The 16,543-nt window shown below is 55.6% G+C and carries 15 protein-coding genes; 2 read left to right on the top strand and 13 right to left on the bottom strand.

Going from position 1 to position 16,543, the window contains the following annotated elements; all coding sequences use genetic code 11:
* Positions 1–87 precede the first annotated feature (87 nt).
* The 3 genes from menF to INF73_RS12815 all read right to left on the bottom strand — a co-directional run bounded on the left by menF (position 88) and on the right by INF73_RS12815 (position 2,289).
* Positions 88–1,383 (bottom strand): isochorismate synthase MenF, encoded by a 1,296-nt coding sequence (gene menF / locus INF73_RS12825; RefSeq protein WP_045259697.1) that lies wholly within the window; start codon positions 1,381–1,383, stop codon positions 88–90.
* Positions 1,384–1,468: 85 nt separating this feature from the next.
* Positions 1,469–1,774, bottom strand: coding sequence for a stress response protein ElaB (elaB, locus tag INF73_RS12820; protein ID WP_028013924.1), 306 nt, complete (start codon positions 1,772–1,774; stop codon positions 1,469–1,471).
* Positions 1,775–1,827: 53 nt separating this feature from the next.
* Entirely contained in the window at positions 1,828–2,289 is a 462-nt protein-coding gene (locus tag INF73_RS12815; protein WP_045629890.1) for a GNAT family N-acetyltransferase, read from the bottom strand.
* 71 nt (positions 2,290–2,360) lie between these two features.
* On the opposite strand from INF73_RS12815, the gene rbn reads away from it, so the two are divergent.
* Positions 2,361–3,278 carry a ribonuclease BN gene (gene rbn, locus INF73_RS12810; protein WP_193541987.1) on the top strand — a complete coding sequence of 306 codons (918 nt, stop codon included), beginning with the start codon at positions 2,361–2,363 and terminating at the stop codon, positions 3,276–3,278.
* Positions 3,279–3,342: 64 nt separating this feature from the next.
* Positions 3,343–4,347, top strand: a complete 1,005-nt coding sequence (locus tag INF73_RS12805) for a chemotaxis protein (RefSeq protein ID WP_028013927.1) — start codon at positions 3,343–3,345, stop codon at positions 4,345–4,347.
* 22 nt (positions 4,348–4,369) lie between these two features.
* Here the strand turns inward: INF73_RS12805 and INF73_RS12800 are convergent, their stop codons facing one another.
* The 10 genes from INF73_RS12800 to nuoG all read right to left on the bottom strand — a co-directional run bounded on the left by INF73_RS12800 (position 4,370) and on the right by nuoG (position 16,507).
* On the bottom strand, positions 4,370–4,969 hold the full coding sequence (locus tag INF73_RS12800) for a hypothetical protein (protein ID WP_193541988.1): 600 nt from the start codon (positions 4,967–4,969) through the stop codon (positions 4,370–4,372).
* Between the two features lie 4 nt (positions 4,970–4,973).
* Positions 4,974–6,326, bottom strand: a complete 1,353-nt coding sequence (locus tag INF73_RS12795; protein ID WP_193541989.1) for an AAA family ATPase — start codon at positions 6,324–6,326, stop codon at positions 4,974–4,976.
* 155 nt (positions 6,327–6,481) lie between these two features.
* Positions 6,482–7,939, bottom strand: coding sequence for an NADH-quinone oxidoreductase subunit NuoN (nuoN, locus tag INF73_RS12790; RefSeq protein WP_028013929.1), 1,458 nt, complete (start codon positions 7,937–7,939; stop codon positions 6,482–6,484).
* 6 nt (positions 7,940–7,945) lie between these two features.
* Entirely contained in the window at positions 7,946–9,475 is a 1,530-nt protein-coding gene (gene nuoM / locus INF73_RS12785; RefSeq protein WP_008500214.1) for an NADH-quinone oxidoreductase subunit M, read from the bottom strand.
* Positions 9,476–9,551: 76 nt separating this feature from the next.
* The gene (gene nuoL, locus INF73_RS12780; RefSeq protein WP_193541990.1) at positions 9,552–11,393 is read right to left on the bottom strand and encodes an NADH-quinone oxidoreductase subunit L; all 1,842 of its coding nucleotides are present in this window, start codon (positions 11,391–11,393) and stop codon (positions 9,552–9,554) included.
* The gene (gene nuoK, locus INF73_RS12775) at positions 11,390–11,692 is read right to left on the bottom strand and encodes an NADH-quinone oxidoreductase subunit NuoK (RefSeq protein ID WP_003861496.1); all 303 of its coding nucleotides are present in this window, start codon (positions 11,690–11,692) and stop codon (positions 11,390–11,392) included. The genes nuoL and nuoK overlap by 4 nt, the downstream gene beginning before the upstream one ends.
* The gene (gene nuoJ / locus INF73_RS12770; protein ID WP_008500212.1) at positions 11,689–12,243 is read right to left on the bottom strand and encodes an NADH-quinone oxidoreductase subunit J; all 555 of its coding nucleotides are present in this window, start codon (positions 12,241–12,243) and stop codon (positions 11,689–11,691) included. The genes nuoK and nuoJ overlap by 4 nt, the downstream gene beginning before the upstream one ends.
* 10 nt (positions 12,244–12,253) lie before the next feature.
* Positions 12,254–12,796, bottom strand: coding sequence for an NADH-quinone oxidoreductase subunit NuoI (nuoI, locus tag INF73_RS12765; RefSeq protein ID WP_003861491.1), 543 nt, complete (start codon positions 12,794–12,796; stop codon positions 12,254–12,256).
* Between the two features lie 13 nt (positions 12,797–12,809).
* Positions 12,810–13,787 carry an NADH-quinone oxidoreductase subunit NuoH gene (nuoH, locus tag INF73_RS12760; protein WP_008500211.1) on the bottom strand — a complete coding sequence of 326 codons (978 nt, stop codon included), beginning with the start codon at positions 13,785–13,787 and terminating at the stop codon, positions 12,810–12,812.
* A complete protein-coding gene (gene nuoG, locus INF73_RS12755) occupies positions 13,784–16,507 on the bottom strand; it encodes an NADH-quinone oxidoreductase subunit NuoG (protein ID WP_045259693.1) in 2,724 nt (907 codons plus the stop codon). Before nuoG ends, nuoH begins: the two co-directional genes overlap by 4 nt.
* Positions 16,508–16,543: the final 36 nt, after the last annotated feature.

Here is a 16,543-nt window from a genome sequence, read left to right as displayed (position 1 = left end):
AGATTGTCCGGTATCAAGAATGCGACACAGTATAAATAATAGAAAAAATTGGAATTTTGATATGAATCGGGATTGCGCGAATCAGTATTAATCCCTTAGGAGCAGAGAGCGCAATCCGGCGGCTTTGTTTTCGATCTCCTGCCACTCCTGCTCCGGGTCAGAGCCGCTGACAATGCCCGCTCCGGCGTAAAGCCGCAGAGCGTCTTCCTGTACGCGCGCCGAGCGCAGCGCCACGCAGAATTCGCTTTGTTCGGGGGATAAATACCCGGCCGAACCGGCGTACCACTCGCGGTTAAAGGGTTCAACGTGCTGAATAAACTCGCGCGCTGGCTGTCGCGGAAGCCCGGCAACCGCCGCCGTCGGCTGTAGCACGTGCAGGCACAGCTCATCGTCGGCCTGCTTGAGCTCGGTCCAGATACAGCGGCGTAAGTGCTGCACTTTGCGCAGGCGGACGACCTGAGCCGGCAACACCTCCAGCGTCTGCGTATGGTGTTGAAGACGCTGGCAGATATCTTCCACCACCAGCATATTTTCGCGCTGGTTTTTATCGTCATTCAACAGCCACTCGCCCAGACGCTGCGCCTGTTTATCGTCAGTATGGCTGGCGACGGTGCCCGCCAGCGCTTCGGTGCGCAGCAGCTTGCCGCGCCGCCGCCAGAGACGCTCGGGCGTGGAGCCGAGAAACGCGTTGCTGGCGTCGAATATCATGCAGAAATGATAGCAGTTTAAATTCAGGGCGCGGCTGGCGGCCATCAGCGCGACGGGGTTAACGCGCTGTTTACACTGCAGGTCGGTGGCTCGGGCGAGAACGACCTTTTCGAAATCACCGCGTGCAATCGTCTCTGTCGCTTTGCCGATAAGGCTAAGCCATTGCGGTTTTTCCGGGTGATGGGTTTCGCGCTCAACCTGCACGGAGAGCGGACGGATCGGTCTGGCGGGAAGCAGTTGCTGTAAGAACGCCCGCGCGGTGTCGGCATCGTCCTCAAGCGAGCTGTCGCTCCACAGCTGCAGACGCAACGTGGCGTTGCCAGCGGTACGTCGCCACAGCAGACGCGGTAAAAAGAGGCTGCCCTGCTCCGGGTTAAACGCGTTCAGGCCGCAGATACGGGTATCTTCAGGGGCGTGTTGCGCACTTAAAAACTGCGAGGCTAACGCCAGAGAGGAGAATTGGACCACCGCTCCCAGCGCGGCCAGCTCTTCATCGCCGTTACGCTGTTGCCAGTAAAACTGGGGATAGCACTGCTGCTCGCCCAGCCAGGCGAGGGGATCGAAGGCATCGTTTAACGGGAAAGAGACGTCGAAATGACGCAGGCCGGATGTGGCAGGTAACGCTTGCGAAAGATGGCTACGCAATTGTTCCAGCGCGAGGAAAATCGAATTCACGCGAACCTCTCCCTGTTAAAACCTCATATTATACGGGGTACCATAAGAAATATCAGTACCCACGTATAGGGAGTGGTTAAACGGCTTAACGACGGGCCAGCAGCAGACCCAGCACCAGCCCTACGGCTGCGCCCACCCCAATGCCCTGCCACGGTTTTTCATGGACGTAATCATCGGCACGATAAACCGCTTTTTTGGCGCGGTAGTAGTAAGTATCAGACGCATGGCTGACGCGGTTTTTAACGTCGTGGAGCGCCTGCTCGGCACGGGCTTTCAGCTCGATATACTTCTGGTCGGCAGGGTCGCCCGAGGAACGTAACACCTCTTCCAGCGTTTCGCTCAGTAAGGTCAGGTCGTCGTCGATACGGGTATCCCAGGATTGAAATGACATATTTTTCTCCATGTTAGTACACCAGTCCGCTAACTATAGACAACGACGCGCCATTACGCCTGTTTCGCTTCCCGCGCCATGCCGATGTGCGGAATACCGTCTTCGTCGTAGATGTCGGTGACCGGCATAAAACCGAAATGACCATAGAAGGATTGCAGGTGCGCCTGCGCGCCCAGGTATAACGCCTTGTCCGGCCACTGTTTCTGGCATGACTCCAGCGTTTTTTCCATCAGCTGATAGCCCAGTTTCTCACCCCGAGCGTTACCGCTGATAATGACGCGGCCTATCACCACGGGCTCGACATCGTCCTCGCTTTTCAGAATCCTCGCATACGCCACCAGCTCGTTATCCTTCCAGCCGAGGATATGGCGGTTTTCGCCAACGAGGTCATCGCCGTCGATGTCCTGATACGGGCACGTCTGTTCAACCACAAACACTTCGCAGCGCAGTTTAAGCAGCGCGTAGAGCGAATGAACGGTGAGCTCACTATGATGTAAATCTTGCCACTGGATCATCTCTTTCTCCTTCCTGGGGTTCATCACGTTATACTAAACTCCTCCCCGTTCGGCAAAGGGCTGATTGCGTTATGGAACTGATTTTTCTGGGTACGTCCGCTGGCGTGCCAACCCGCTCACGAAACGTGACGGCAATTCTGCTGGATCTTAAGCATCCCACCCGCGGCGGGCTGTGGCTGTTTGACTGCGGTGAAGGGACGCAGCATCAGCTGCTGCACACCGCGTATCACCCCGGCAAGCTGGATAAAATTTTTATTACTCACCTGCACGGCGACCATCTGTTTGGCCTGCCGGGCCTGCTGTGCAGCCGCTCCATGGCCGGCAACGCCAATCCGCTGACGATTTACGGTCCTGCGGGTGTGCGTGAATTTGTTGAAACCGCGCTGCGCCTGAGCGGATCATGGACGGATTATCCGCTGGAGATCGTTGAGATTAGCGAAGGACTGGTTTTCGATGACGGTGATTATAAGGTGAGCGCTCAGCCGCTGAATCATCCCGTTGAGTGCTATGGCTATCGCATTGAAGCGCATGACAAACCCGGCGCGCTGGACGCCGCCGCGCTGATGGCCGCTGGCGTAAAACCCGGACCGCTGTTCCAGCGACTCAAACAGGGCGAGAGCGTTACGCTGGAGGACGGGCGCACGATCGACGGCCAGGATTATCTCGCCGCGCCCGAGCCGGGCAAGAAGCTGGCTATCTTTGGCGACACGGCGCCGTGCCCTGCCACCCTTCAGCTTGCCCAGGGCGTTGACGTGATGGTGCACGAAGCCACGCTGGAAACAGCGATGGAAGAGAAAGCCAACGGCCGCGGCCATAGCTCCACGCGTCAGGCGGCGCAGCTTGCCCGCGACGCAGGCGTCGGGAGGCTGATCGTCACTCACGTTAGTTCCCGCTACGACGCGCGGGGGTGTGCAAGCCTGCTGGCAGAGTGCCTGGCGGTGTTCCCGGCGTGCGAGCTGGCCGAAGATTTCGCTAAGGTCAGCGTTTAGCCCTTCATTTTTCTCTCAGAATGCCGATAACGATTAAAAGGTCAGCATTTCTCTCGAGGGTAGAATGGATAATTTCCAGAAAGATATTGATGACAGGGCGAATCTGACCCTGTCGAACCGTTTTGAACTGTTGCTGTTCCGTCTTGGCACCTCTCTGAACGAAAATAAATCCGAGCTGTTTGGCATTAACGTCTTTAAGCTGCGTGAAATTGTGCCGATGCCGGAATTCACAAAACCCGCCGGGATGAAATCACCGCTGATGGGGATGGTGAATATTCGCGATCAGGTGATCCCGGTGATCGATCTGGCCGCCGTGGCGGGCTGTAAGCCTACCACCGGGCTGAACATCCTGCTTATCACCGAATATGCCCGCAGCGTGCAGGCCTTTGCCGTGGAGTCGGTTGAAAACATCATGCGTCTGGACTGGAAGCAGGTGCACGCGGCGGAAACAGCCGTCAGCGGCCGCTATATCACCAGCATTGCCTGCCTGGATGAGAAAACGGATACCAACGATCTGGCGATGGTACTGGACGTTGAGCAGATCCTCTATGACATCACCCCAGCCAACCACGATCTGCACGCCACCAATCTGAAAACCACCAAGTTCAACATCAAGCCGGGCGCAGTCGCGATTGTGGCGGAAGATTCCAAAGTGGCACGTTCGATGCTGGAGAAAGGTCTGCAGGCGATGGAGATCCCAGCGCAGCTGCACATCACCGGCAAAGACGCGTGGGAAAAAATTGGCGTGCTGGCCGCGCAGGCGCAGGCTGAGGGCGTGCCGATCACCGATAAGATCGCTCTGGTGCTGACCGACCTCGAAATGCCGGAGATGGACGGATTTACGCTGACGCGCAAAATCAAAACCGACCCGGTTCTGAAGGATATTCCGGTAGTGATCCACTCCTCCCTTTCCGGCAACGCCAACGAAGATCATATTCGCAAGGTGAAGGCGGATGGGTACGTGGCGAAGTTTGAGCTGAACGAGCTGTCGTCGGTGATTGAGGAAGTGCTGGATCGTTCGATGAAGAAGATTGGCGGGCCGTTGATTAGCAGGAAGCAGCTGGCTTAAATATCATACCTGGATGCCTGTTTCAGGCATCCATAAGGAAATAGCGATAACTAAAGTCGTTCAGAAAATCTTCTTCCGGATTTCGCTGCCGAAACCGCTTTAATTCCTTTTTACGGCAACGTGCCCTAAGTGATGTATTAAGTCCGTAAAAATCAATAGTACATTGCGCGCGTTGCTGATTATGTTCACTGGCAAGCGGGTTTGGTCGGATCTCGCCATTGGCATAATCTGCGATGAAGAAATCTTCAAACCGGTAACCAAATTCATCTGCAACAAGTAGGTTAATATCAAAATTTTCTAATTTTTGAGTCTGACATTGATCGCAACATGGATAAAGGTTTTGCCATTGAAAAGCCAGCCGCCTGAATTCTGGATGGCTTTTCGGTCTGAAGTGTTCTATAGTTTCTCGGCTGATAGCACCTAAATCACCACCATCACAAAAAGCACAATGACCTTGCGTCATTTCATTAAGCAACCGCCTAGTTTCATCATATCGAAATGCTGTATACCAACGGAACTTATAACCAGGATTTCGATTCTTTGCTTCCACATAGCGCAGACCCAACACTTCCCAACACTCGTTAAGATAATCAGGACATGGAGTCCTTTGAAAAGCATACATCACATTATCCTTGTTTTTTGCTCATCAAACGCTGCATCTGGCGAAGCTCAAGGCTGACAATTTCAGAAAGCTCCTCACCTTTATCACTCAATTTTTTGGCAAGTCCATTAATAGCCTCACCATATTGTTCGGTGAGCAAATGTTGATGTATCAAAGACTTGAATTCAGCAAGCTGTTCTTCAGTTTCCACATCAAACTCTTCGTCAATTCCAAATACATCGGAAAGTATCAATTGATAACTTTTTCCCGCTTTCGAATCAATAGCTTTAATGTTCTCAGCAATGGATGCATCTCGACACTCATTACGATGCGGTTCAGGTAGGCGATACACATAAGCATCCTCAACCGAACCCACAACAAATGGAGAATGAGTAGAAACAAAAATTTGAGCATTCGGAAGAAGTTTTTGTATTGCTGGTAATATTCTCCGCTGCCATTTAGGGTGCAAGTGAATATCCACTTCATCGAGAAAAAGGATGATCGGTTGTGCGAAAATTTCGCAACTGTCTTTCCACGGGATTGATTCCAATCGTAACGCCAGATCAACAATCCATGTAATCATAGACTTTAACCCTTCAGGCAGAGTATCAAAAGCAATATCCTGCCCTTCGACGCTAATAGCGACAGCCAGAGGTTTTCTTTTCAACCTAAATTTTGTTTCAATACCACAGACATTTTTAATAAATGCTGAAATCTGAGTTAGCGCTCTATCATATTCCTTTGCCTCAACTTCGTTACCTTCATCACGAGCCAATACAGCCTGTGTAATACTATTTGCTATCCATTGTGCCAGAAGTTTTGGTCTTACTGTATTTGAAAAAGACAATGAGTTTTCAAACGGCGATGTTTTAATTTCCTGAATGGCACCTATGTCAAAACTAGTTATTTGTTCTCGAACCCCTGAATAAGCAAAAGCAGCAAAATTGAAAGACGAAGAATTCCATTGCTCATTAATATTTAAATACGGTCTATTGTGGTAAATCTTACTTGAATTCGAATTTTCTACGGCGTAATAGTACGATTCTGTGCTCCAGATAGCAGGAAGAGTATCAGGTTGTAATGGCTCTTGAACTCCAATAATTCCCTTTTCCCCTGAAAAAGAAAACTGTACGTAGCTATTGTTTCCGTGGTAGCGTTTTCTAACTAATGCGTCGCCTCCTGGTTGCGGGTTTAGAGTACTGGCTAGCGCGTATAAAACCGTGCTTTTCCCGCAACCATTCGGCCCTGTAAAGATATGAATCTCGGCCTTTTTCGCATCCCTCATTTCATTGGCAATCTGCGGAAAATTAATATGTGTGTGTTCAAATACCCCCACACCTTTCAAGGTAAGACTCTCTATCCGGTACGGCTGTCGCATTTTCATTCCCTTCTTTCAGCTCAGTCAAAGACATAATACATCGCAATCACCGGGACTTGTCATTAACCTTTTTGTTATGCGCAACCCCACGCAACTTTTCTGATGATGAAAAAAACCGCCGGGATAATCCAGCGGTTTCATTATATATAATGCTATTACATCAGCGGCATCGCTCGCTGCACGATATCAATCAGCGGCTGCGGATAGATACCGAAGATCAGCACCAGCAGCGCGGAGATAAGCACTACGATACCACCGGCGCTGTACTGCCAGTTGCCTGGAGCATCACGGTTGAGCTGCTGAGGCGCGCTCAGGTACAGGCTCACGGCCACACGCAGGTAGTAGTAGAGGCCAATCGCGGAGCCGATAACGACACCGGCAGTCAGCCACCACAGGTGCGCCTGCACACCAACGGCCAGCACGTAGAACTTACCGATAAAGCCCAGCGTCATCGGGATACCCGCCAGAGAGAGCATCATCACGGTCATTACCGCGGACAGAATTGGACGGTGCCAGAACAGACCACGGTAGGAGAACAGTGAATCGGCATCCGGACCACGGTACGGACTGGACATCAGGCTCACCACGCCGAAGGCGCCGAGGCTGCTGAACAGGTAACCGGCCAGATACACGCCTACGGCTTCCATCGACATCTCACCGCTCTGCAGCGCAATCAGCGCCACCAGCAGGTAGCCCAGATGAGAGATGGACGAGTAGCCCAGCAGACGCTTGATGTTGGTCTGGCTCAGCGCCATCAGGTTACCGAAGATGATGGAGACGAACGCGATGATGCCCAGCACCACGCGAACGGCTTCACTATCACCCACCGGCGCGTACAGGAACAGACGCATGACCACACCGAAGATAGCGATTTTGCTCGCCGTCGCCAGGAAGGTCGACACCGGAGCAGGCGCCCCCTGGTATACGTCTGGTGTCCATAGGTGGAACGGAACCAGAGAGAGCTTGAAGCCGAGGCCAACGATCATCATGCCCAGACCCGCCAGCAGCAGCGGCTCATGCAGCATGCCGTCGCCGAGGCTCTTGCCGAGCGCCATGAAGGAGAGGTTACCGGACTGAGCGTACAGCAGCGCAATACCAAACAGCAGGAAGGACGACGCGGCAGCAGACAGAATGGTGTACTTGATGCTCGCTTCCAGAGAGCGCTTCTGACGGAAGGCGTAACCAATCAGGCCGAACAGCGGCAGAGAGATCAGCTCAATACCGAGGAACAGCGCGGCCAGATGGTTGGCATTCGCCAGCAGAATGCCGCCCAGCGCGGCAATCAGTACCAGCAGGTAAAACTCTTCTTTGTTGTCGTTGTAGCCTTCAAGCCACGGGTAAGCAAAGGTACAGGTTGCCAGGCTCGCCAGCAGCACCAGCCCGGTGTAGAGCATGGCGTAACCGTCAACGCGCATCAGCGGGGTGACGTCCATCGCCCCGCCCTGGCCAACAAACCAGAGTGAGACTAACGCGGCATTCAGGCCGATGACCGACAGCGTGGCATTCAGGAAGTGATTGCGTCGCCACGCAATGGAGAGCATCACAACCACCACCGTCAATCCGACGATCAGCAGCGGTAGCAGCGCGATCAGTTGTTGTGGAGTTATTGTCATGGCGAATTACGGCCTTGTAGTAGAAACAGAATTAACAAACCACTGCTGGATATTGCCCATCGCGCTGTGCGAGGTATCCAGAATCGGCTGCGGGAAGAAGCCCAACAGCACCAGCAGTACGACCAGCAGCAGGATGATGAACAGCTCACGCAGCGACATCCCCGGCAGTTCTTGTGCAGCAATTTCGCTCTTCGCTTTACCGAAGTAAGCGCGGTGCAGCATCGCCAGCGAGTACACGGAAGCGAACACCAGACCAAAGGTGGAGATCACGGTAATCACCGGTACCACTTTGAAGCTGCCGAACAGAATCATGAATTCGCCGACGAAGTTACCGGTACCCGGCATCCCCAGGGTAGCCACCGCGAAGAACATGGAGAGCGCTGGCAGCCATTTAATTTTGCTCCACAGACCGCCCATCATACGCATGTCGCGGGTATGCAGACGTTCATACAGCTGGCCGCACAGGATGAAGAGACCGGCTGCGGACAGACCGTGCGCAATCATCTGGATCACCGCGCCCTGGTACGCCAGCTGGCTGCCGGTGTAGATAGCAATCAGCACGAAGCCCATGTGGGAAACGGAGGTATAAGCAATCAGACGCTTGATGTCGTATTGCGTGAAGGCCATCCAGGCACCGTAGAAGATACCGATCACACCCAGCCACATGGCAATCGGTGCGAACTCCGCGGAGGCATTCGGGAACAGCGGCAGTGCGAAACGCAGCAGACCGTAGGCCGCCGTTTTCAGCAGGATGCCCGCCAGGTCAACGGAACCCGCCGTTGGTGCCTGGGAGTGCGCGTCTGGCAGCCAGCCGTGCAGAGGAACCACCGGCATTTTCACCGCGAAGGCAATGAAGAAGCCCAGCATCAGCAGGTATTCAACGCCGTGTGACATCGGGGTCTTCAGCAGGTCTTCGTAGTTGAAGGTCCAGGTGCCGGTTGCGTTGTGATGAACGAACACCAGCGCCAGAATGGCAATCAGCATTACCAGACCGCTCGCCTGGGTATAGATGAAGAACTTGGTTGCCGCCGTGATACGCGTTTTACCGTCGGACGCCTTGTGGCCCCACAGCGCGATCAGGAAGTACATCGGCACCAGCATCATCTCCCAGAAGAAGAAGAACAGGAACATGTCGATAGCAAGGAACACGCCGATTACGCCGCCCAGGATCCACATCAGGTTCAGGTGGAAGAAGCCCTGGTATTTTTCGATTTCACGCCAGGAGCAGAGTACCGCCAGAACGCCGAGCAGACCGGTCAGCACCACCATCAGCAGCGACAGACCGTCAATCGCCAGGTGGATCGTAATGCCGAAACGTGGGATCCACGGCAGGATGAACTCAGACTGCCACTGCGGAATGCCCGCAGACTGGGTTAGTGAGTAACCGCCCTGCAACCACAGTTGCAGGCCAAGCGCGAGCGTCAATCCCATGGTGATCAGCGCGATCCAGCGCGGCATCTTCACGCCAAAGCGTTCAGTCTGCCAGCACAGGAAGCCGCCGATGAAGGGAATTAATATTAGCCAGGGTAGTAACATGGCGATTTACATTCCTTTTTAAGGCCCCCAGCAGGGGCCTGATTTTCAACGAATTCGAATAAAATTCACTTAACGATCAACGCAATACCATCAGCAGCGCCAGCACCACAACCGCACCAATGCTCATGGACGCCACATACCAGCGCAGGTAACCGTTCTCGCTGTACAGCAGGCCTTTACCTGCAAAGCGGGAGAGGAGCGCCGGGATGTTCATCAGGCTGTTCAGCGGGTCGCGCTTCAGCAGCCACGCGATGCCCAGGAACGGCTTAACGAAGATCATGTCGTACAGCCAGTCAAAGCCCCACGCGTTGTACCACCAGGTGCCCAGCAGGCGGCCCGGCGCACTGTTGGCCACGGCAGTGACCAGCGTACGTTTGCCCAGCCACAGCCATGCCGCAATCAGGATACCCGCGATAGCGACCACACCGGAGGTGATTTCAAGCGTCAGAACACGACCGTGCTCAAGCTCGGTTGTCGCCGGCAGTACGCCCTGCAGCGGAGGCACAATCATCGCGCCAACGAAGGTGGAGAGTACCAGCAGCACAATCAGCGGCAGGTGGTGGGTAATCCCCTTCCCTGCGTGAGCGTGAATTTGTTCTTTACCGTGGAATACGATGAAAATCATACGGAAGGTATACAGGGAGGTCATGAACGCACCGACCAGACCCGCAACCATCAGATTGATATGACCATTCGCCATGGCACCCGCAAGGATTTCGTCCTTACTGAAGAAGCCCGCGGTGATCAGCGGCAGTGCCGCCAGCGCCGCGCCGCCCACCAGGAAGCAGACGTAGACCAGCGGGATGGACTTACGCAGTCCGCCCATCTTGAAGATGTTCTGCTCGTGATGGCAGGCCAGAATCACCGAACCGGATGAGAGGAACAGCAGCGCTTTGAAGAACGCGTGCGTCATCAGGTGGAAAATGGCCGCGTCCCACGCCTGAACGCCCAGCGCCAGGAACATGTAGCCAATCTGGCTCATGGTGGAGTACGCGAGAACGCGCTTGATGTCGGTCTGAACCAGCGCGGCAAAGCCTGCCAGCACCAGCGTGACCGCACCGACGATACCCACCAGATGCAGAATTTCCGGGGTCATCAGGAACAGGCCATGAGTACGCGCAATCAGGTAAACACCGGCGGTGACCATGGTCGCGGCGTGGATCAGCGCGGAGACAGGGGTTGGACCCGCCATCGCGTCGGCCAGCCATGTCTGCAGCGGCAGCTGCGCGGATTTACCCACGGCACCGCCCAGCAGCATCAGCGTTGCCCACCACAGCATGTTATTGCCTGCGGCGAAGTGTGCTGGCGCCAGTTCCACCATCTCGCGGAAGTTCAGCGTGCCCAGTTCGTTGTAGAGAATGAACAGCGCGAACGCGAGGAAGACGTCACCCACGCGGGTCACGACGAACGCTTTCATGGCCGCTGCGCCATTCTTCGGATCGGTATAGTAGAAACCGATCAGCAGGTAAGAGCACAGGCCCACGCCTTCCCAGCCCAGATACATCAGCAGCAGGTTATCGGCCAGCACCAGAACGACCATGCTGGCAATAAACAGGTTGGTGTAGGCGAAGAAGCGGGAGTAACCCTCTTCACCGCGCATGTACCAGGAGGCAAACATGTGGATCAGGAAGCCGACGCCGGTGACCACGGAGAGCATGGTCAGCGAGAGGCCGTCCAGCACCAGGTTGAAACCGATGTTGAAATCACCGACCGACATCCAGGTCCACAGCGGCACGCTGAAAGGCTGGCGTCCGTTGTTAAAGAAGTCGATACCCGCATACGCTGTGACCAGCGCAGCCAGGCCGACAGAGCCCATGCCAACGGTCGCGGACAGATTCTCAGACCAGCGGCCGCGAGAAAACGCCAGCAGCACGAAGCCAATCAGCGGAAAAATAATGGTTAAGGCAAGCATGTTCATCCACGCAACTCACTTACTGAATCGATGTTCAGATTCTGGCGGCGACGATGGAGCTGCAGCAACAGCGCCAGGCCAATACTCGCTTCAGCAGCCGCGAGGCTGATGGCGAGAATGTACATCACCTGACCATCGGTCTGGCCCCAGTAGCTTCCGGCGACCACGAAGGCCAGTGCGGAGGCGTTAATCATGATTTCCAGGCCGATCAGCATAAACAGCAGATTGCGGCGGATAACCAGACCGGTCAGACCCAGAACGAATAAAATCGCAGCGAGGATCAGTCCATGTGTTAAGGGGATCATGCGCGCTCCTCCGTTTTTCTTTTCGCGCGGTCGTCAGTGCGGTTGCTCAGCACCTCGCCAGCACGCTCTTCGCGGCCAACGTGGAAAGCCACAACCAGGCCTGCCAGCAGCAACATAGAGGCCAGTTCCACCGCCAGAACGTATGGGCCAAAGAGCGTGATACCCACCTCTTTCGCACCAATTGGCGTGCCGTCGATGCCCTGATCGTTCACGCCCAGAATGGCGTAAACGATCACCACCAGCATGATGGCCGACAAAATTGCCGGGCCAATCCACACCTGCGGTTTTAACCACTGACGTTCCTGCTCAATTTCAGAGCCGCCCAGGTTCAGCATCATCACTACGAACACGAACAGCACCATGATGGCCCCGGCGTAAACGATGATCTCCAGCGCACCGGCGAAGTGCGCGCCCAGCGCGAAGAACACCCCGGAAATAGCCAGCAGCGAAATGATTAAGTACAGCAGCGCATGCACCGGATTGGTGTGCGTAATCACTCGCAGCGTAGCCAGGATGGCGATAAGGCCACAGATATAAAAAGCGAATTCCATTGCCCTCTCCTTACGGTAACAGGCTCTTGACGTCGATAGGCTTAGCTTCATTCTCTGCTTCGCCCTTATCTTTGCCGTCGATTGCCATACCCGCCATCCGGTAGAAGTTATATTCCGGGTATTTGCCCGGACCGGAAATCAGCAGATCCTCTTTCTCGTACACCAGGTCCTGACGCTTGTACTCACCCAGCTCGAAGTCTGGAGTCAGCTGAATCGCCGTGGTTGGGCACGCTTCTTCACACAGACCGCAGAAAATGCAGCGTGAGAAGTTGATGCGGAAGAACTCAGGGTACCAGCGGCCGTCTACCGTCTCGGCTTTCTGCAGAGAGATACAGCCGACCGGACACGCTACCGCACACAGGTTACAGGCAACGCAGCGCTCGGAGCCGTCAGGGTCGCGCGTCAGCACGATACGGCCACGGTAGCGCGGCGGCAGATATACCGGCTCTTCCGGGTACATCCGGGTTTCGCGTTTAGCAAACGCGTGCAGGCCGATCATCCAGATACTGCGTACCTGGGTACCGAAACCTACCAGTAATTCTTTTAAGGTCATGGTCTATAGCCCCTTATGGCTGCTGCCAGAGAATGACAGCTGCCGTTACCAACAAGTTGACGAGCGTCAGCGGCAGGCACACTTTCCAGCCGAAGGACATTACCTGGTCATAACGTGGACGCGGTAACGCTGCGCGAATCAAAATGAACATCATCATGAAGAACGCGGTTTTCAGCGCGAACCAGATGAACGGCGGTAAGAACGGGCCATGCCAGCCACCAAAGAACAGCGTTACCATCAACGCGGAAATGGTGACGATACCGATGTACTCGCCCACAAAGAACAGACCGAACTTCATGCCGGAATATTCAATGTGGTAACCGTCGGCCAGTTCCTGTTCGGCTTCCGGCTGGTCAAACGGGTGACGGTGACACACGGCCACGCCCGCGATAGCAAAGGTAATAAACCCAAAGAACTGCGGGATAACGTTCCAGATGTCGGCCTGGTTGTTGACGATGTCGGTCATGTTGAATGAACCGGCCTGCGCCACCACGCCCATCAGGGAGAGCCCCAGGAACACTTCGTAGCTCAGCGTCTGCGCGGAAGCACGCATCGCGCCCAGCAGCGAGTATTTGTTGTTACTGGACCAGCCTGCGAACAGGACCGCGTAAACCGCGAGACCAGCCATCATCAGGAAGAACAGAATGCCGATGTTCAGGTCAGCGACCACCCAGGTCGGGCTGACCGGAACGATAGCAAACGCCAGCAGCAGCGAGGTGAAGGCGATCATCGGTGCCAGAGTAAAGATCACGCGATCCGAGAAGCGCGGGATCCAGTCCTCTTTAAAGAACATCTTGATCATGTCCGCGACCAGCTGGAGTGAACCACCCCAGCCCACGCGGTTCGGTCCGTAACGGTTCTGGAACAGACCGAGCAGACGACGTTCACCAAAGCTCATGAACGCGCCGCAGGTGACCACCACCAGCAGGATAACAATCGCTTTCAGAATGCTCAGCAGGATGTCGATAAGATCCGGCGTTAACCAACTCATGCTTTTGCCTCCTGCAGATTATCAAGACGCGCACCCGCCAGAACCGGCGCGATGCCAGGCATACCCATCGGCAGACCGACCTGCCCTGCTGTCAGATTTTCAGAAATAATCAGCGGCAGGCTGATGGTCTGGCCGTCATAGCTAAAGGCGATGTTCGCGCCCGCGTTAACGCCAAGCTTCGCGGCATCCGCCGGGTTGAGCTTGATGTAAGGCTGCGGCATACGGGTCTGGAAGACCGGTGAACGCTGGGACAGCTCGTCGCTACCGAACAGGTGGTAGTACGGGGCAATACGCCAGCTACCGTCCTGCGCCTGGAAGCTCGCCGGTACGGTGGTGAAGAAGTCCAGACCGGTTTCGGAAGCTTCAATCAGACGCACGCCCGGATCGCCGTGGCGCAGGGAGCCGCCCACTTCAGCCTGGAACTTGTTCCACGCCTGCGGGGAGTTCCAGCCCGGAGCCCATGCGAACGGGATTTGCGAACGCGGGGCAGACGGCTGGTTGTTCCCTTCCATGGAGAAGGCGAACATGGTGTCTTTATCCTGCGGCTGGCGCGGTTCGTGCACGCTGATATTGGCGCGCATAGCGGTACGGCCGCTGTAGCGGTGCGGTTCACGCGCCAGCTTCTGGCCGCGGATGCGGAAGCTGGCTTCAGGTGCGGCATCTTTAATGCCTGCCAGCTGAGGCAGTTTTTCCACCACCGCGTCGATAACGTGGTCGAGCTGCGTCCAGTCCACTTCACGGCTCTGCACGGTGCTGTGCAGGGAGTGCAGCCAGCGCCAGCTTTCCAGCATCACGGTGTTGCTGTCGTAGTACGCCGGGTCGTAAACCTGGAAGAAACGCTGCGCGCGGCCTTCGTTGTTGATAACGGTACCGTCGCTTTCTGCGAAGCTTGCCGCAGAGAGCACCAGATGCGCTTTGTCCATGATCGCGGTGCGCTGATGGTCAATCACCATCACCAGCGGCGCTTTGGAGAGCGCGGCGTCAACGCGAGCGGCAGACGCGTGGCGGTGCAGATCGTTTTCCAGCACCACAACGGCGTCAGCGGCACCGGATTCCAGTTCGCTTAACGCTTCTTCCAGCGAGCCGCCGCCAATCATGCCCAGACCGATGCTGTTTACCGCACGGGCAATCATGGTCACGCCAACGTCTGCACCGCGGCCTTTCAGGGCTTTGGCAACGTTCGCGGCGGCCTGAATGATTTCAGCGCTACCGGCGTTGGTTCCGGAGATAATCAGCGGTTTCTTTGCACCTGCGAGGGCCTGAACAATCACGTCGACCTTGTTTTGCAGGTCGCGATCCAGTTCAACGGCCGGTGAGCTGTTGTCCAGCGCGTGGGCAATGGCAAAGCCGAGGCGCGCCTGATCTTCAACCGGCGCGCAGTAGGTCCACGCGGCGATATCGTCCAGACGGGTGTTGTCGACGTTCGTTACAAACAGAGGGTGCTTCGCGCGCTGGCCGATGTTGAGGATTGCCGCAATTTGCCAGTCAGCCACTTTCTGCGCCGCTGCCATTTCACGTGCTTTACCCTTCACCGCCTGACGAACCGCCAGGGCCGCGCGGGCGCCGGTTTGCGTCAGGTCTTCACCCAGCACCAGGACCGCATCATAGGATTCAATTTCACGCAGCGCAGGGGTATGGATACCGCCTTCACGCAGCACTTTCAGTACCAGCTGCAGACGTTCCTGCTCGCCCTGGGCGATACCGGTATAGAAGTTTTCCGCCCCGACCAGCTCGCGCAGCGCGAAGTTGCTTTCGATACTGGCGCGCGGGGAGCCGATGCCGATCACTTTCTTCGACTGGCGCAGAATATCTGCCGCGCCCTGCATCGCCTGTTCAGCGTTCAGGGTAATAACGTCGTCGCCACGGCGCTGAACCGGCTGACGCGGACGGTCTTTCAGGTTCACATAGCCATAGCCGAAACGACCGCGGTCGCACAGGAAATAGTGGTTTACGGTACCGTTGTAACGGTTTTCGATACGACGCAGTTCGCCGTAGCGCTCACCCGGGCTGGTGTTACAGCCGAGGGAACACTGCTGGCAGATGCTTGGCGCAAACTGCATGTCCCATTTACGGTTGTAACGCTCGGAGTGGGTTTTATCCGTGAAGACGCCGGTCGGGCAGATTTCGACCAGGTTACCGGAGAATTCGCTTTCCAGCACGCCGTCTTCCGGACGACCGAAGTAGACGTTGTCATGCGCGCCATACACGCCCAGATCCTGACCGTCTGCATAGTCTTTGTAGTAACGCACGCAGCGATAGCAGGCGATGCAGCGGTTCATTTCGTGAGAGATGAACGGCCCCAAATCCTGGTTACGGTGGGTACGCTTGGTAAAGCGATAGCGACGGAAGCTGTGACCGGTCATCACGGTCATATCCTGAAGGTGGCAGTTACCGCCCTCTTCACAAACAGGACAGTCGTGCGGGTGGTTGGTCATCAACCACTCCACCACGCTTTCGCGGAACTGTTTGGCTTCTTCGTCATCAATCGAAATAAAGGTGCCTTCGGTGGCTGGCGTCATACAGGACATCACCAGGCGACCACGCGTGTCTTCCGCGTTTTGATATTGCTTCACCGCACACTGGCGGCAAGCACCGACGCTGCCCAGCGCCGGATGCCAGCAAAAGTACGGAATATCGAGGCCAAGAGACAGACAAGCTTCCAGCAGGTTGTCCGCCCCGTTGACTTCGTATTCTTTGCCGTCTACATGAATCGTAGCCATTAGCATGCTTCCAGTTGGCTCGGTCGAAACCGAGCG

This window comes from Enterobacter cloacae complex sp. P6RS (genome assembly GCF_014982245.1).
GTDB lineage: Bacteria > Pseudomonadota > Gammaproteobacteria > Enterobacterales > Enterobacteriaceae > Enterobacter > Enterobacter bugandensis.
Note: the sequence above shows the minus strand (reverse complement) of the source record. Positions and strands in the feature narration are given on the sequence as shown.